The organism is Pseudomonas fortuita (genome assembly GCF_026898135.2).
Taxonomy (GTDB): Bacteria; Pseudomonadota; Gammaproteobacteria; order Pseudomonadales; family Pseudomonadaceae; genus Aquipseudomonas; species Aquipseudomonas fortuita.
Map to the genome: position 1 here is coordinate 1,572,958 of NZ_CP114035.2, position 15,397 is coordinate 1,588,354.

Annotated in this window: 12 protein-coding genes; 7 read left to right on the forward strand and 5 right to left on the reverse strand. The window is 59.1% G+C overall.

Annotation, left to right across the window (positions count from 1 at the left end):
• The first annotated feature begins 131 nt into the window (after positions 1-131).
• From OZ911_RS07105 to OZ911_RS07115, 3 genes are all read left to right on the forward strand, one after another.
• The gene (locus tag OZ911_RS07105) at positions 132-2,075 is read left to right on the forward strand and encodes a hypothetical protein (RefSeq protein WP_031312458.1); all 1,944 of its coding nucleotides are present in this window, start codon (positions 132-134) and stop codon (positions 2,073-2,075) included.
• A gap of 214 nt (positions 2,076-2,289) precedes the next feature.
• Positions 2,290-4,404: an autotransporter outer membrane beta-barrel domain-containing protein gene (locus tag OZ911_RS07110; RefSeq protein ID WP_023049043.1), complete on the forward strand. Its 2,115-nt coding sequence runs from the start codon at positions 2,290-2,292 to the stop codon at positions 4,402-4,404.
• A 64-nt stretch (positions 4,405-4,468) separates the two neighbouring features.
• Positions 4,469-5,917, forward strand: coding sequence for a hypothetical protein (locus tag OZ911_RS07115; protein WP_023049044.1), 1,449 nt, complete (start codon positions 4,469-4,471; stop codon positions 5,915-5,917).
• A gap of 9 nt (positions 5,918-5,926) precedes the next feature.
• On the opposite strand, the gene OZ911_RS07120 is transcribed toward OZ911_RS07115, so the two are convergent.
• From OZ911_RS07120 to OZ911_RS07130, 3 genes are all read right to left on the reverse strand, one after another.
• Positions 5,927-6,664 carry a fimbrial biogenesis chaperone gene (locus OZ911_RS07120; RefSeq protein ID WP_016485466.1) on the reverse strand — a complete coding sequence of 246 codons (738 nt, stop codon included), beginning with the start codon at positions 6,662-6,664 and terminating at the stop codon, positions 5,927-5,929.
• Between the two features lie 58 nt (positions 6,665-6,722).
• Positions 6,723-7,274: a fimbrial protein gene (locus OZ911_RS07125; RefSeq protein WP_016485467.1), complete on the reverse strand. Its 552-nt coding sequence runs from the start codon at positions 7,272-7,274 to the stop codon at positions 6,723-6,725.
• 169 nt (positions 7,275-7,443) lie between these two features.
• Positions 7,444-7,854, reverse strand: a complete 411-nt coding sequence (locus OZ911_RS07130; protein WP_016485468.1) for a PA2817 family protein — start codon at positions 7,852-7,854, stop codon at positions 7,444-7,446.
• Positions 7,855-7,996: 142 nt separating this feature from the next.
• On the opposite strand from OZ911_RS07130, the gene OZ911_RS07135 reads away from it, so the two are divergent.
• Entirely contained in the window at positions 7,997-9,520 is a 1,524-nt protein-coding gene (locus tag OZ911_RS07135) for a hypothetical protein (RefSeq protein WP_016485469.1), read from the forward strand.
• A 51-nt stretch (positions 9,521-9,571) separates the two neighbouring features.
• Here the strand turns inward: OZ911_RS07135 and OZ911_RS07140 are convergent, their stop codons facing one another.
• A complete protein-coding gene (locus OZ911_RS07140) occupies positions 9,572-12,019 on the reverse strand; it encodes an acyl-CoA dehydrogenase (protein WP_070086757.1) in 2,448 nt (815 codons plus the stop codon).
• A gap of 266 nt (positions 12,020-12,285) precedes the next feature.
• Between OZ911_RS07140 and OZ911_RS07145 the strand changes: the two genes are divergently transcribed.
• The 3 genes from OZ911_RS07145 (at position 12,286) to OZ911_RS07155 (ending at position 14,753) form a co-directional block, all read left to right on the forward strand.
• Positions 12,286-12,909: a glutathione S-transferase gene (locus OZ911_RS07145; protein WP_023049045.1), complete on the forward strand. Its 624-nt coding sequence runs from the start codon at positions 12,286-12,288 to the stop codon at positions 12,907-12,909.
• A 135-nt stretch (positions 12,910-13,044) separates the two neighbouring features.
• Positions 13,045-13,977: an ABC transporter ATP-binding protein gene (locus tag OZ911_RS07150; RefSeq protein WP_016485471.1), complete on the forward strand. Its 933-nt coding sequence runs from the start codon at positions 13,045-13,047 to the stop codon at positions 13,975-13,977.
• Positions 13,974-14,753 (forward strand): ABC transporter permease, encoded by a 780-nt coding sequence (locus OZ911_RS07155; RefSeq protein ID WP_016485472.1) that lies wholly within the window; start codon positions 13,974-13,976, stop codon positions 14,751-14,753. Before OZ911_RS07150 ends, OZ911_RS07155 begins: the two co-directional genes overlap by 4 nt.
• Here OZ911_RS07155 and OZ911_RS07160 read toward each other — a convergent pair.
• On the reverse strand, positions 14,637-15,263 hold the full coding sequence (locus OZ911_RS07160) for a DUF2062 domain-containing protein (protein ID WP_016485473.1): 627 nt from the start codon (positions 15,261-15,263) through the stop codon (positions 14,637-14,639). The genes OZ911_RS07155 and OZ911_RS07160 overlap by 117 nt on opposite strands.
• Positions 15,264-15,397: the final 134 nt, after the last annotated feature.

The window sequence follows — 15,397 nt, forward strand, 5'->3', positions numbered from 1 at the left end:
TTAGGGTATGGCGCATTGTCAACTGATAAAAGTGCCAGTTGCGTGAGGGCAGTGCAGATACGAGTATGGACGAAAAGGGAGGTGGATTGTTCTGCGCCTCAATACAGCGTAAACCTTGTGCGAGGTTACACATGAACAGTGCCAAGAATTCAGGTTTCGTGCGCCACATGCGCAACGCCGGTGCACAACCCCTGGCAACGTTGGACGCCATGACGATCAAGGACGAACTGCTGGCGGTTCCAAAGGATAATACTGTGCTTGTGAAGTACCTCAGGGAGGAAGCATCGCGACTGATTATCACGATTGAAAATCCTTGGCAGATGCCGGGCCATCCTACTTTTCACGATACGCTGACGATTTTGCATGTGCAAACCGGTACAGAAATCACGACCGCAGAGTTTTTTCGGGGAGACGAAGGAAAATTCCCCTTTGATTGCGAAGTGCCAAAGGAATTGATTGCTAAGTGGGGGGAGGGTATAAATACCTTCACTTATGAAGTTGCGCATTACCATGGGGAGCATAGTGACTCGCTAGACCTTGAACTTATTTTCGACCGTGTGCCACCCTACAATCAGACTGCACCTACAAAAATCCCGGCTATCCCTGCAGTCACGGATGCCAACAAAGGCGGCGTCAAACTCGAACTGCCCGAATATGTTGACTACCAGCCTGGTGACCGGGTTGCCTACTGGTGGGAAGCATCGATTCCTGAAGACCCGTGGGGTGTTGACCCGGTCGGTATCGTGGAAGTTGGTGCACTACCGGCACAACTGCCTGTTTCAGCCGACGTGATCGAGAAGGTGGGGGATGGCGGTGTAATGGCTGTCTACGTCTTGCTGGACAAGGCAGGCAACAACAGCCACCTGTCAGATATCACCCACATCGGCGTCGCCCTAGGGGCGCTGCCCGCAAACCTCAAGGACCCGATCGTACCGCAGGCGGCGGATGGGGGAATCTACCAGCAGGATGCCTTTGACGGGGTTATTGTGCAGGTCCCCAAGTTTGACAACTGGAAACCCACCGACCAGGTGCGGGTTATTTGGGGCGAGCAGGCCCCTTCGGAGTGGCGGCCGGTCACTGACTCGCCGGTGTTCCCACTAGCGTTCTCCATCCATGCTGACACCTTGCTTGCGGACTACGGCGCAGACGGTACAGGGGATAAATCAACTTCCGTGGCCTATGAGGTTCGTCGCGGCACTGTGCTGCAAGGTTCGAAAAACATCGTTGTGAATGTCAACCTGGAGCAAATTGGCCCTGGTAACCCTAAGTGGCCGGATCCGTTGAATCCGGGGCTGGAGAAAGTCACGATCAACGGGGAATCGGGTGGGGAGAACCACTTGGTAGATCCTGGGGACTATGAACAGCCGGCAACGCTCACACTTCTAGTCAATGCCGCGCTCAAGCAGGGTGATGTGCTGACCTTTTATTGGGGCGATGCCTATATAGAAGGTATAGATCATGAAGTTCAGGATGGCGAACCCGGAACTGAAATAACCAAAACAGTCCCGTGGGACGTTATCAAGGCGCGAGGCGACGACACCGTGCTCGTTTATTACAGAGTGCAACGCCCAGGAAACCCGAACCCGATTCGCTCGGAAGAGACCCATGTGCTGGTAGAGGCTGTGGGTATTCATCCTGTTGCACCTGATTTCCTCGGGCTTAGCGAATTGGGTTGGTTGGACTGTAGATCGATTTACGTAGGTGAAGATGACGTGGAACCGGCAGTCCGTGTGAAAGTGCCAGACCTGGCCGAGCATGGTTTGAAGGACGAGGACCACGTATTTATGCACTGGTCCGCAGTGCATGATTATACTGGCGAAGATCCTGTGGCGGGAGCTGCGTTGGATGAAGAGTTAACTTGGGGGCAGATCAAAGCACAAGGTTATATCTGGAAAGTACCATTCGAAACATACGTGAAGCAAATTTATGACCCGGAGAATAATAGGCCCGATGGTCGTGCGCGAGCGAATTATTCGTTTGTTTTGAATGAAAAAACTTACGAGTCCCCCGTTCAGGAGACGATTGCTACCATGCATAACGGCCTAACAACCTGCGACTTGAGACCTAAACCGTAGGTGGAGTGGGGTGCGTAGAAAAGTCACGGATGAAGTCAAAATGAAAATCAGAATTTTCCTACAGTTATTTCGGAACTGGACTTGTAATCTCGGGAATTCGTAGCGTCAGAACAGTTCATTTATACGAAGTATTAACGGGGTAAAATCCATGATTCCTGGACATGCAAGAATGCATCCGCTCGCCCACGCCTTACTATTGGCCTCGGCATTTTCAATGTCACAAGTCAGCCACGCGGTTACGATTGTCGATGATCAGTTGAACATTGGCCAAGATACGCCTCTTGACAGCTACCGCGTCAACCGGGGGGCGGAACTGGTTGCCGAAGGTGCCACAACCGAAAGGATCGATGTGCGTGCCGGTACGCTTCGGATGACCGACAGCACTGTCACGGGTAATGGCACTGATGCCGTTTCGGTGGTCAATGGGAATGCCATCATCTCTGGCAATTCGAAGGTTGTCAGCGACCGCGTCGGTTTGCGTTTGCAGCGTAGCGATCTCGAGGGGTCCACAGCGACAGTGGTCAACAGCCATGTGGAGGGGGGGCAAGGCGGTGCGCTGCTGTCGGCGAATTCTACCTTGAACCTGGAGGGCAGCACCTTGGTCGGAGAGGGCACATCCAGTGCCGCCACGTTGTTTGGCAACGCCGCGCTAAATGCCCAAGGCAGCACCTTGACGGGGGCAGGCAGTGGCTTGGAGATAATCAGTGACAGTGCATTCACGGAACCCGCCAAGGTCACCCTGGTGGGCAGCACAGTGGAGGGCAAGGATGGCTCGGCGATTGTCGTCGGCGACTATCCTGGCAGGCCAGCGAAGGCCGCTGTCCAGGTAGGGCCCGGTTCGAGTCTGGTGGGCAGCAATGGCATCCTGCTGGAGGTGCTGGGCAACTCGGCAGCGACGATGGCTGTCGAGGGCAGTGCGTTGGTCGGCGATGTGAAGGTGGAAGCGGGCTCCAGTGCGAGCATCAGCCTCGACAAAGACGCAAGCCTGACCGGGCGCCTGGAAAACGTCGAGGCATTGTCCGTGGCCAACCGCGCGCGCTGGAATATGGTCGAAGACAGCACCGTTGGCAGCCTGGCCCTGAATGCAGGCTCGGTACGTTTTGGCGAAGCCGATCAGTACCAGCGCCTGACGGTTGGGGAGTTGAGTGGCAATGGCACCTTCATCATGGATGCCGATTTCAGCACCGGGCAAACTGACTTTCTTGAAGTGACCGGCTCTGCCACGGGTGCTCACAGCCTGCTGGTTGGCAGCAGCGGCGCGGATCCGCTGGAGGCAAGCCAGCTTCACCTGGTTCATGCTGGCAGTGGTGATGCACAGTTTTCGCTCCTCAACGGCTCGGTCGACCTTGGCGCGTTCTCCTATGAACTGGCGCAGCGGGGTAACGACTGGTTCCTGGATGGTTCGAGGAAGATCATCAGCCCGGGCACGGCGTCGGTGCTGGCCTTGTTCAACACCGCCCCTACTGTCTGGTATGGCGAACTCACCACGCTGCGTAGCCGTATGGGTGAATTGCGCCAGGATGAAGGCAAGGCGGGTGGCTGGGTCCGGGCATACGGCAACAAATTCAATGTATCGACCACAGCCGGCAGCGGCTATCAACAGGTCCAGCAAGGGTTCTCCATCGGTGCCGATGCCCCGCTGCCGGTGGGTGATGGGCAGTGGCTGGTCGGGGTCATGGCGGGCCATAGCAGTTCGGACCTGAACCTTGATCGCGGGGCTTCGGCCGACGTGAAAAGCTATTACCTGGGGCTTTACAGCACGTGGCTGGATGCCGCGAGCGGGTATTACTTCGACGGTGTCGTCAAACTCAACCGGTTTGACAACTCCTCCGAGGTGACCCTCAGTGATGGCAAGCGTACCAAGGGTGATTACGACAACCTCGGGCTGGGCGTGTCTGCCGAGTTCGGCCGCCATGTCGAACTGGGCAATGGCTATTTCGTCGAGCCCTACACCCAATGGTCGGCCGTCAGTATCGAAGGCAAGGATTACCAGCTGGATAACGGCCTGCGGGCAAATAGCGACGATACCCGCTCGCTGCTGGGCAAAGTCGGCGCTACCGTGGGCCGTACCTACGACCTTGGCCAAGGGCGCTTCGCTCAGCCATACGTGCGCCTGGCATACGCTCATGAGTTCGTCAACAGTAACGACGTCAAAGTCAATGACAACCGTTTCGACAACGACCTGTCCGGCTCACGTGGTGAACTGGGGGCGGGGCTGGCGATATCACTTAACGAGCGGCTGCAACTGCATGCCGATTTCGACTACAGCAATGGTGAACACATTGAACAGCCCTGGGGGGCGAATGTCGGGGTGCGCTACAGCTGGTGAGGCATTAGTACAGGGTAGGCATTGGGCCTACCCTTTTTTTTCGCCATTGAGCCAGGAGACCGCTATGGATAATGCAGACATCGTTCGAGTGAGGGTCGCCAATGCCCTGCCGGCGCCCACCGCCCCCGCTGCTCTGCCGAACATCCCGGGGGGTGTACCGAACCTGATGCCCATCAAGGCATTGGCCGACCCTGTGCGTCTCGAGTTCACGTTGTGGCAGCATTCCAGGCCGACGCCGACGGAACCCGAGTCGGTCGAAATTTTCTGTGAGGGTGTCAAGGTAGGCGACAGGAGATGGACTCAGCCATTACCAGAAAGTGAACGTTTCGTGGAAATCACGCCCGACTGCTTCAGCGAAGGCACGTTGCAGTTTCACTATGTGGGGCATGTCTATAACGCCAGCGAACTGCGTTCAGATGACCTCACACTGACAGTCGACAAGACCCCGCCGGTGCTGGGCGCCAACAATGGGCGTTTGCAGTTTCCCGAACTGGGTGACAGCGACCTGACGGAAGATTTCCTGCTCACCCACGGTAATCGTCTGCTGGCCCTGATGCCTGACTACCAGGGCGCAGCGCCGGGGGATGTCATCATCTATTACTGGGACAGCGAACCGTTTGAAAACAACGAGGTCGACCGTTGGGTGCTCACCCGCGAGGACCTTGCAAAACCTTTGGAGTTTGCCTACACAGGCGACGTGATCGTTGATCGAGGGGATGGGATGCGTTATGCGCAGTACCTCATCGAGGATCGCGCTGGTAATGCCAGCCAGGTCGCGACGCCATCGGTCCTGGAGGTCGCTGCGCAGCCGGCGCCGCGTGTACTGCCGGCTTTGGAAGTGCCGTTGTTGGGCCAGTCGGCCGAGCTGGAGCTGAGAAAGCTCAACGCCGCGCTTGATGTGAGCATTCCGCAGGCTGCGGTCATAAAACCGGGTGAGGCATTCGAGTTGCTCTGGGGCGACGAGGAGTGCTTCGGCGCCTGGCGTGAGGAAGGCGTCCCAGGAAAGAACGATTACGCCGTTCCGTTGCGTAATGTGGTGGCCATGGCCAGCAAGCAAGCACAGTTGTACTACCGGGTGCTGGTGGGTGACGAGCCACTGCCTTCAGATACACGCAGTGTCAAAGTGACCCCTACTCCAACGGCCAATATGCCTACGCCACAGCTCGGCGGACGCTCAGGAGGCAACCTGGACGTAGGAGGGTTGACCTCGGATCCTTTGGTCACGCTGGGAACGTGGTTGCACATCAGCGTCGATCAACGGGTATCGCTCCAGGCAGAGGGATTATCCCGCAACGGCCAGGTACTCCACCCTATTCTGGTCAATTACAAGTTGTCTGAAACCGATGTGGCCGAAGGTATCGGTAGCGGCGTGCCAGTGCCTATTCCGCTGTCATACCTCCGCCAGTTGGTTCCCGGCTCACAGCTGGAGGTCACCGCCAAGCTCAGCTACGACAATGGTACAACCTGGCCACTACTGCCCAACTTTGGCAGGCTCTGGATGAACATACTATGAATGGCCGCGTTACTGGACCGCGACGGGCAGAGGCACCGTGATGGCTGGCGTGATCCCGCCGTAATCATTGTACGCATTGAGCGTCAATGAAAGGTCGTCCGACTCCGTGGTGCTGGCAAGCGTGTAGGTTTGGCGCCCGAACGGCGCTACCATTTCGCGCCCTTTGAGCGGTTCTGTCTTGCCCTTGCCCTTGACTTCGAGCATGCCGAACGTGAAGTGGAACGGCGAGGGGTTGTCGACCACCAGGCGCAGTTGGCCCTCGAGGCGCTGCACTGACCACTTCAGGTCTTTGAGGTGGGTTTGCGGGTTGCCTTTGAGCTGGCTCGGCCGGTAAAACAGCTTGATCCGGGTGCGCAAGGCGATGTTGAGGGTATTACGCTCATTGGCCTCGGCCTGGGGGATTTCTTGCAGGTTGAAGAAAAACAGCGACTCGCGATCTTGCGGCAGGTCATTGGGCAGGCGGTTGATCTGTACCGACTGCTCATCGCCCGGTTGTATGCGGAACAGGGCGGGAGAGGCGATCAACGGCACGGCCGTGGTGGTGTCGTCCGTTTCGGTGTTGACCCACGCTTGCGCCGCGTAGGTTTTCGTACTGGGATTGCCGACTGTGACGGAGCTACTGTTCTTGTCGCTTTCGTGGATGATGCGGCTGTTGCTGAGTGTTAGAGCTGCGTGAGCGCTGTTCAGGCAGCCGAGCAACGCGAACAGACAGGCGGCAGAGCGCAGCCGGGGAGAAGTGAATGACATTGTGTAAGCCTGGCGGTTGAGAGCAAGGACCGGGTGCTGGCGCACCCGGCGTGCTGCGTTATGGAAGGTTAACGACGAAATTCACGTTGGCGAGCGCAGACCCTTCCTTGACCGGTGTGCTGATGGCCTCGTAATGGGCGGAGAACAGCATGAGCGTGGGAGCAAGTTCGTCCAGCAGGTACCTCGCCGAGGTTTCTCCCGGGGCGAGGCGGGTATCGGTCTTGTCGCGGATCGAGATGGCGAGATCCGGGGTCGAGGTACCGCCAGCCACGAGCGGGAACAGGTCGCTTGCTGGGCCAACAGGGCTGCCTACGGCATTAAAAGTGACATCCACTTCCGTGCCGCTAGGGATACTGCACTCACTGTTGGGTGTGATCTTGAGGGCAAACTGACGAGGCTCGGTCTTATCGCCGACGTTTTTGAAGTGGCTTGTGTATGGATGGCCCAGTTCAACGCGGGCAGGGACGCCGGAGTCGGGGTCAACCACCTCGATGGGGCATGGGCCCCCATCGGTCACTGCGCCATAGAAATTGATAGTGCCTGTTGCCGGTGCTGCCATGGCGGCAGTGCTGGCGAACGCCAGTGCCAGAGGGATGATGGCTATCTTCATTGATGTGCTTCCTACGCTGTTGGTTGGCGTGCGCCAAACGCACGGCACTTTCTGTATTTATCCAGTGCGCCGTACAGGGTAGGGATGGTGATTGCTTGGGGCTGTAGGTCGAGTCATGCAAACCGATGGGCATTTTCGACAGACCCCTACCACTAGCAGGGGCCCCCGGTCATTGGTTCTGGCTGTTACCTGACAGGCTAAGCAGTTGCTTGTGCTGGTGCCAGTCGAAAGGTTCGCCGCGTTCACCGGCTTCGTAGCGCAGTTCCTCAAGTTGTTGATACAGCGCGAGTTCCTCGTCGGGCATGTAGTGCAGGCAGTCGCCACCGAAGAACCACAACAGGTCGCGTGGCACCAAGTGGGCAATTTGAGGGTAGCGCTGGACTACCTGGCAGAGCAGGTCTTGGCCCAGATACTGGCTTTCCAGCGGGTCTTGCGGCAGCAGGGTGAGCATTTCGTCGAAGCGTTCGAGGAACAGGCCGTGGCTCTCCTGCGGTACCTGCTCGGCTTCACCCAGTGCCACCAGGATAGTGCGCAGGTGGTTCAGCAGTTGCAGGTGGTATTCCAGATGTGGGTTGGCCATAAGGCGGTCCTCGGGGTGTAAAAAACGAGGTTGAAGTATACGCGTGACCGACGAGCAGGGGCACGTACTGATAGTTTTGCCAGTTGTAGGGCTCAGCGAGGCGGGTCTAGTGTTCGCTTACACCTGACCTGGGAGAGCGAGCATGGCGATGGATAACGAACACAACCAATCGTCCTCTGAACTGAATGGGTGGGACGGGCTGATCATGGTCAGCGTAAACCAACTGAACACTGCGTTGGCTAAAGCACACGAGCAAACTGATTCTCAGCCCTTGATGCTTGAAACGATCATTACCCCTGGCCAGACCTGGTTCAGGTCCTACGGCGTAGTGGGGGCTCCTTTGCTTGCTGTGGGTAGCACTGCGGGTTCAGCGGCTTCTGCATCGTTGTCCCGTGTGCTCTCGGAAGCTGTCGAATTGATCATGAGCAAGAATTCGGGTGTGCCCGTCAGAAGCGTCATGCAGGTCAGTAAACCCAGCCGTGACGCGCTATTGCGGGCGGATTTCCTCCTGGCTGAACGTGAGGGCACCTATCGGCCGGACGGGCTAGTGGTGCTTAGCGACGTGCCTGCTGCTGATTACCACCTGATTCGAGATGGCCAGGACGATACGCTTATGGCTGCCAGATATGCGCAGGCGCTGCGTAGTATCAATGATTCCCTCATGAGTTTGGGTAGGCAACAGTACAACTCGCCACTGTTTGCCAATGCTTCGTTCAAACTCACCGTCGTCAAGCCAATTATTTATAGTGAAGAGCTCGTACTGTATTTTTCGTTTTCGCAAGCAATACGCGACACGTTGCGATCTGCTGTACCAACGACTCCAGTTCATCGGGTCGAACACGATAAAAACCACTCATTCATGGTCCAGGTGCGCATGGCCACGAAGCGCGTTCCCGGGGACGCAGAAAGCGAGTGGCTACTGAACCTGCCTTATATCATCTATCCCTATCAGACGCTCAGGGCAGGGCAGTGGCAGCCCATTTCAGAAGAGATCTACCAGATGATCTTCTTGCCAAGGCTGTCTTTACCGGATGCGATCACAGTACGTGCTGAACCGCTGGATGCAATAAAGGACATCAATCCGATCATCACGGTGGTTCAGCGCGGATCGGTGCGTTACCCCATGCAGGTGGCAATGACTCACCCCGCAGGCGTCTCTTTGATAGGAGACGTCCGCGGTACTTTGCAGCGCGAGGCTGGGGTATGGTTCTATAAATCGCCACCCGTCCTGCCAGCATCGAGTGTGACGCCTGACGACGACAGTAAAACCGTACCCTTGGCCGTCTTGAAGGCAGGCGATCTGGTCCCGGTAAATATTGACATCGCACAAATTGATGGCGGTGGGGCGTCAGCTTCCGCAGCTTTTCTTATCTTCAACATGACACCCACTCATTTCTTACGCCTGGGGAAGGTCCAGGGGAAGCTGCAGCTGTCACTGTGTTTCATTAACAAAAACGATGTCGAGGAGGTTGTCGACCCCGCAGATATTGAGTGGACGGTGTTGGCGGGCAACGGCTCGGTTTCTCAAGAGGGCCTGTACACCCCTGGTACGGATTTGCGTGGCTGTTCGGCTATTTTGGCCGTCGAGTCGGATAACCGTAGATGGTACTGGGCGGTCGCCGTGTTGCCGCCGCTAGCTGTCGATCAGTTGGTGGATCTGCAATGAGCCACACCAATGCGCGCCCCCGGCGTTGCCGGGAGCGCGTGCAGTGTGCAGTCAGCGCACTTGGCCTTTGGTTGGTAGCAGCGTTTGTGGGTCGAAGGCATCCACATCGATCACCAGTCTTCGCGCGGCTTCCAACGCTTGCAGCCGCTGGCACTCGCTCTGCTGAAGGATGCCCGCCTCAACTGCCGCGTCGATTGACGATTGCCCATGTCGAGGCTTCACTTTGCCGTCCTTCAGCGCCTGATGCAGTTCCTTGCGCGCGGGCGCTGTTTCATCCAGCAAATCGCTTGCCCGTTGCAGCTGCGCCACCGGGTCGCCTTTGGCCTGCGGCCTGAAGCAGCCCGCCAGCAGCTCTTCCAGCGCCGGATCGCCCTTGCTGCGCCCTATCAGGGCCGCGATCTCGGCATCCAGTTCGTCGCTTGGCCCGGTGTGGCGGCGGCCGAAGGGGAAAACCAGCAGGCGTAGTGCGCAGCCAACGAAACGGTTAGGAAAATTGTCGAGCAGCTGATCAAGAGCTTTTTCCGCCTGGCCCAGGCTTTCTTCCATGGCCCAGCGCAGCAAGGGCTGCATATGCTCGGGTGAGCCCAGGTCGTGATAGCGCTTGAGCGCGGCGCTGGACAGGTACAGGTAGCTGAGCACATCGCCCAGGCGCGCGCTAAGGCGTTCGCGGCGCTTGAGCGCACCGCCCAGCAGCATCATCGACAGGTCAGCCAGCAGGGCGAAGGCGGCGGCCTGACGGTTGAGGGCACGGAAGTAACCTTGGCTCAAGGCATCCCCAGGTACTGGCTCGAGGTGCCCAAGGCCCAGGTTGAACACCAGCGTGCTGGCGGCATTGCCGGCTGCGAACATGATGTGTTTCATCAGCAGGTCGTCGAACTCTATCAGTGCCTGCTCCCGGTCTTCGCGCCCGGCCAAGGCCATTTCCTTCAGCACGAATGGATGGCAGCGGATGGCACCCTGGCCGAAGATCATCAGGTTGCGCGAGAGAATGTTCGCGCCCTCGACCGTGATGAAGATCGGCGCCCCTTGCCAGTTGCGACCCAGGTAATTGTTGGGGCCCATGATGATGCCTTTGCCGCCGTGCACGTCCATGGCGTGCTGAATGCATTCGCGCCCACGTTCGGTAAGGTGGTACTTGAGGATTGCCGACAGCACCGAAGGCTTCTCGCCCAGGTCCACGGCCTTGGCGGTCAGCAGGCGAGCGCTGTCCATCAACCAGGCGTTGCCGCCAATGCGTGCCAGCGATTCCTGGATGCCCTCGAAGGCCGCCAGCGGCACGTTGAACTGCTCGCGTATGTTCGCGTACTGGCCAGTGACCAGGCTGGTGTACTTGGCCGCACCAGTGCCGACCGCTGGCAGGGAAATGGAGCGCCCTACCGACAGGCAGTTCATCAGCATCATCCAGCCCTTGCCGAGCATGGCTTGGCCGCCTATCAGCATGTCCAGCGGCACGAACACGTCCTTGCCGCTGTTGGGGCCGTTCATGAAGGCCGCGCCCAGCGGCAGGTGGCGTTTGCCGATCTCGACACCGGGGGTGTCGGTGGGGATCAGGGCCAGGCTGATACCCAGTTCCTCCTGCTCGCCCAGCAAGTGGTCCGGGTCGTAGGCCTTGAATGCCAGGCCCAGCAAAGTCGCGACCGGGCCCAGGGTGATGTAGCGCTTTTCCCAGTTCAGGCGCAGGCCCAGCACTTCTTCGCCGCGCCACTGGCCCTTGCAGATGATGCCGGTGTCGGGCATGGCGCCCGCGTCGGACCCGGCCAGGGGGCCAGTGAGTGCGAAGCAGGGGATCTCATCGCCGCGGGCCAGGCGTGGCAGGTAGTGGTTGCGTTGTTCATCGGTGCCGTAATGCAGCAGCAGTTCGGCCGGGCCGAGGGAGTTGGGCACCATGACCGTGGAGGCCAGGTCGCCACTGCGTGTGGCCAGTTTCATCGCAACCTGCGAGTGCGCGTAGGCAGAGAAGCCCTTGCCACCGTATTCCTTGGGAATGATCAGGGCGAAGAAGCCGTTCTCCTTGATGTGCTGCCAGGCTTCGGGCGGCAGGTCCAGGTCCTGGCCGATCTGCCAGTCGCTGACCATGGCGCACAGTGCTTCCGTAGGCCCATCGATGAACGCCTGCTCTTCTTCGGTCAGCTTTGGTGCCGGGTAGGCCAGCAGGGTGCGCCAGTCTGGGCGGCCGCTGAACAGTTCACCGTCCCACCAGACCGTGCCAGCATCGATGGCTTCGCGCTCGGTTTGCGACATGGGTGGCAGGGTGCGCTGGAACCAGCGGAACACCGGAGCGGTAAACACTTTGCGCCGCCACTCCGGCAGTGCCACCAAAGCGATCTTCAGGGCCAGCACCACCCAGATCAGGGCCAGTAGCCAGCCAGGGGCACTGCTGAAAATGCCCATCAGCAGCACATAGGCCGCCATGATGCCGAGAATCTGCAAGGGCGCCAGGCGCCGGTGCGTGAGGTACGCCGCGCCGATCACCAGCACTACCAACCACAACAGCAACATAATCGGTCCTCCTTGGAACCAAGGGCTTGAGCCGTCCCAGACAGCTTAGACGCAATGCTGTGAACGGCAGCTTCAGAACAGTGACAGAGTGTGGCGGTGGGAGTTTCAGTTCATTTGTTCGTGAGTGCCGGCCTCTTTGCAGGCATACCCGCTCTCATTGAACAACGTATTGATTGTGGGAGCGGGCTTGCCCCGCGAAGAGGCCGGTACAGGCGGCGAAGGTCTGGAGTAGACTGCACGATCTCCGCATTCATAAGGACGTCGCCATGCTGAAGATCTGGGGCCGCAAGAATTCGAGCAATGTGCGCAAGGCGCTGTGGATCGCCCACGAGTTGGGCCTGGATTTCGAGTCCATCGACGCCGGCGGCGCTTTCGGTGTGGTCAACGAACCGCATTACCGCGCCCTCAACCCCAACGGCCTGGTGCCCATGCTCGAAGATGGCGACCTGGTGCTGTGGGAATCCAATACCATCGTCCGCTACTTGTGCGCCGAATACGGCGCGGAGCAGGGCTGGTACCTGGACGACCCGCGCCAGCGCGCCCTGGCCGACAAGTGGATGGACTGGACAACCTCGTCACTCGCCACCCCGTTCCGCCCGCTGTTCTGGGGCCTGCTGCGCACGCCTGAAGACCAGCGCGACTGGGTGGCGATCAACGCCGCGCACAAGCAATGTGCCCAGTTGCTGGCCATTGCTGACGAAACCCTGGCCAAACAACCTTACCTGTCCGGTGACCAGATCGGCATGGGCGACATCCCACTGGGTAGCTTTGTCTATGCCTGGTTTGAAATGCCCATCGAGCGCCCGGCCATGCGCCACCTCGAAGCCTGGTATCAACGTCTGAAACAGCGCCCGGCCTACCAGGCGGCAGTGATGACTGCACTGACCTGAACCTGCTTCGATAGTCATTATCAATAGATGTGACTGTACTTGTGCGGCATGGCCTTGCACCATGGCCGCACTCACTGCGCCAGTGACTTCGCCTGGCGTGTCCTGAACCATTCTTTATTCGGTACGTGACCCGCTATGAGTTCTGCCCTGTCCATCCGACAGCTGACCAAGACCTACGGTAATGGCTTCCAGGCCCTCAAGGGCATCGACCTGGATGTTGCCGAAGGTGACTTCTTCGCCTTGCTTGGCCCCAACGGCGCCGGCAAATCCACCACCATCGGCATCCTCTCGACCTTGGTCAACAAGACCAGCGGTACGGTCAACGTGTTCGGCCATGACCTGGACCGTGAGCCGGCGGCGCTCAAGCGCTGCCTGGGTGTGGTGCCGCAGGAATTCAACTTCAACCAGTTCGAGAAAACCTTCGACATCGTCGTGACCCAGGCCGGCTACTACGGTATCCCGCCGAAGCTGGCCAAGGAACGCGCCGAGCAGTACCTGACCCAGCTCGGCCTGTGGGACAAACGCGATGTGCAGTCGCGCTCGTTGTCGGGCGGGATGAAGCGCCGGTTGATGATTGCCCGTGCACTGATCCACGAGCCGCGCCTGCTGATCCTCGACGAGCCGACCGCCGGGGTAGACATCGAGTTGCGCCGCTCGATGTGGAGCTTTCTCACCGAGCTCAACCAGAAGGGCATCACCATCATCCTGACTACCCACTACCTGGAAGAAGCCGAGCAGCTGTGCCGTAACATCGGCATCATCGACCACGGCACCATCGTCGAGAACACCAGCATGCGCAAGCTGCTGGGCAAGCTGCATGTCGAGACCTTCGTCCTCGACCTCAGGCAGGACCTGGCCCAGGCGCCGGCCCTGCAGGGCTACCCATGCCGCCTGCTGACGCCGCACACCCTTGAAGTGCAGGTGGACAAGGACATTGGCATTACCGCGCTGTTCGGCCAGCTGGCGCTGCAGAACATCGAGGTGCAGAGCCTGCGCAACAAGACCAACCGACTTGAGGAGCTGTTTGTGTCCCTGGTGGAAAAAAACCTGTCGAAGGTGGCCGTATGAGTGTGGAACTGCGCACCAACTGGGTCGCCCTGAACACCATCGTCTACCGCGAGGTGCGGCGCTTCTTGCGCATCTGGCCGCAAACCTTGCTGCCGCCTGCCATCACCATGGTCCTGTACTTCGTCATCTTCGGTAACCTGATCGGCCGGCAGATCGGCGATATGGGTGGCTTCACCTACATGCAGTACATCGTGCCGGGGCTGATCATGATGTCGGTGATTACCAACTCTTACGGCAACGTGGTGTCGAGCTTCTTCGGCAGCAAGTTCCAGCGCTCGATCGAAGAGCTGATGGTGTCGCCGGTGTCGCCGCACACCATTCTCGTCGGCTATGTGCTGGGGGGCGTGCTGCGCGGCCTGGCGGTCGGTGTGATCGTGACCATCCTGTCGATGTTCTTTACCGACCTGCAGGTGCACCACCTGGGCGTGACCGTGGTCGTGGTGCTGCTGACGGCCACCATCTTCTCGCTGCTGGGGTTCGTCAACGCCGTGTTTGCACGCAACTTCGACGATATCTCGATCATTCCGACCTTTGTGCTGACGCCGCTGACCTACCTGGGCGGGGTGTTCTACTCGATCAACCTGTTACCGCCATTCTGGCAGACCGTATCGCTGGCAAACCCGGTGCTGCACATGGTCAACTCGTTCCGCTACGGCATCCTAGGGGTGTCGGATATCAGCATTGGCACGGCGATCACCTTCATGCTGGTGGCCACCGCTGTGCTCTACGCGTTGTGCATCCGGCTGCTGGTCAGCGGCCGCGGCATGCGTGCATGAGCAACGGAGCTTGCGCCGGCGCCACTGCCGGCCAATCCACCAGCGCCAGTACAGCAGGGTGGTGAAGTAGGCGACGATGCCCAGCACCACCCCGCACACCACCGAACCCAGCAGGAACGGCTGCCACACGGTGGCAAGCTGGTCGGTGATCCACTCGAAGGTCAATTCGTCGGGCAAGGTGCGCGGCGGCACCTGCATCAGCCAGGCGCCGGTCATGTAGGTGACGAAGAACACCGGCGGCATGGTCAGCGGGTTGGTCAGCCACACCAGGCTGACGGCGATCGGCAGGTTGCCGCGTACCGGGATTGCCAGCGCCGCCGCCAGCAGCATCTGCATGGGGATGGGAATCAGCGCCGCGAACAGGCCCACCCCCATGGCCCGCGCCACCGAGTGGCGGTTCAGGTGCCAGAGGTTGGGGTCGTGCAGCAGCTTGCCGAAAAAGCGTAAGGACTTGTGTTCCCGAATGCTGGTCGGGTCCGGCATGTAGCGTTTGAAAAGTCGGCGCGGCATGTAGGCTCCCGGAGCGTTGACCCGGGCAGTATGCCTTTAATCCTGCTCGGCCTCGTTTAGAGTTTGTGACAATTGTTGAGCAAGCGTTGCCGGCAATTGAGCTATGCCTCAGGGGGTGATTTACCTTCTGGAGC

What these genes read in the sequence shown, in the direction of transcription:
- OZ911_RS07105 (WP_031312458.1), top strand. Translation starts at nt 132, where the DNA reads ATGAACAGTGCCAAGAATTCAGGTTTCGTGCGCCACATGCGCAACGCC.
- OZ911_RS07110 (WP_023049043.1), top strand. Translation starts at nt 2,290, where the DNA reads ATGTCACAAGTCAGCCACGCGGTTACGATTGTCGATGATCAGTTGAAC.
- OZ911_RS07115 (WP_023049044.1), top strand. Translation starts at nt 4,469, where the DNA reads ATGGATAATGCAGACATCGTTCGAGTGAGGGTCGCCAATGCCCTGCCG.
- OZ911_RS07120 (WP_016485466.1), bottom strand. Translation starts at nt 6,664, where the DNA reads ATGTCATTCACTTCTCCCCGGCTGCGCTCTGCCGCCTGTCTGTTCGCG.
- OZ911_RS07125 (WP_016485467.1), bottom strand. Translation starts at nt 7,274, where the DNA reads ATGAAGATAGCCATCATCCCTCTGGCACTGGCGTTCGCCAGCACTGCC.
- OZ911_RS07130 (WP_016485468.1), bottom strand. Translation starts at nt 7,854, where the DNA reads ATGGCCAACCCACATCTGGAATACCACCTGCAACTGCTGAACCACCTG.
- OZ911_RS07135 (WP_016485469.1), top strand. Translation starts at nt 7,997, where the DNA reads ATGGCGATGGATAACGAACACAACCAATCGTCCTCTGAACTGAATGGG.
- OZ911_RS07140 (WP_070086757.1), bottom strand. Translation starts at nt 12,019, where the DNA reads ATGTTGCTGTTGTGGTTGGTAGTGCTGGTGATCGGCGCGGCGTACCTC.
- OZ911_RS07145 (WP_023049045.1), top strand. Translation starts at nt 12,286, where the DNA reads ATGCTGAAGATCTGGGGCCGCAAGAATTCGAGCAATGTGCGCAAGGCG.
- OZ911_RS07150 (WP_016485471.1), top strand. Translation starts at nt 13,045, where the DNA reads ATGAGTTCTGCCCTGTCCATCCGACAGCTGACCAAGACCTACGGTAAT.
- OZ911_RS07155 (WP_016485472.1), top strand. Translation starts at nt 13,974, where the DNA reads ATGAGTGTGGAACTGCGCACCAACTGGGTCGCCCTGAACACCATCGTC.
- OZ911_RS07160 (WP_016485473.1), bottom strand. Translation starts at nt 15,263, where the DNA reads ATGCCGCGCCGACTTTTCAAACGCTACATGCCGGACCCGACCAGCATT.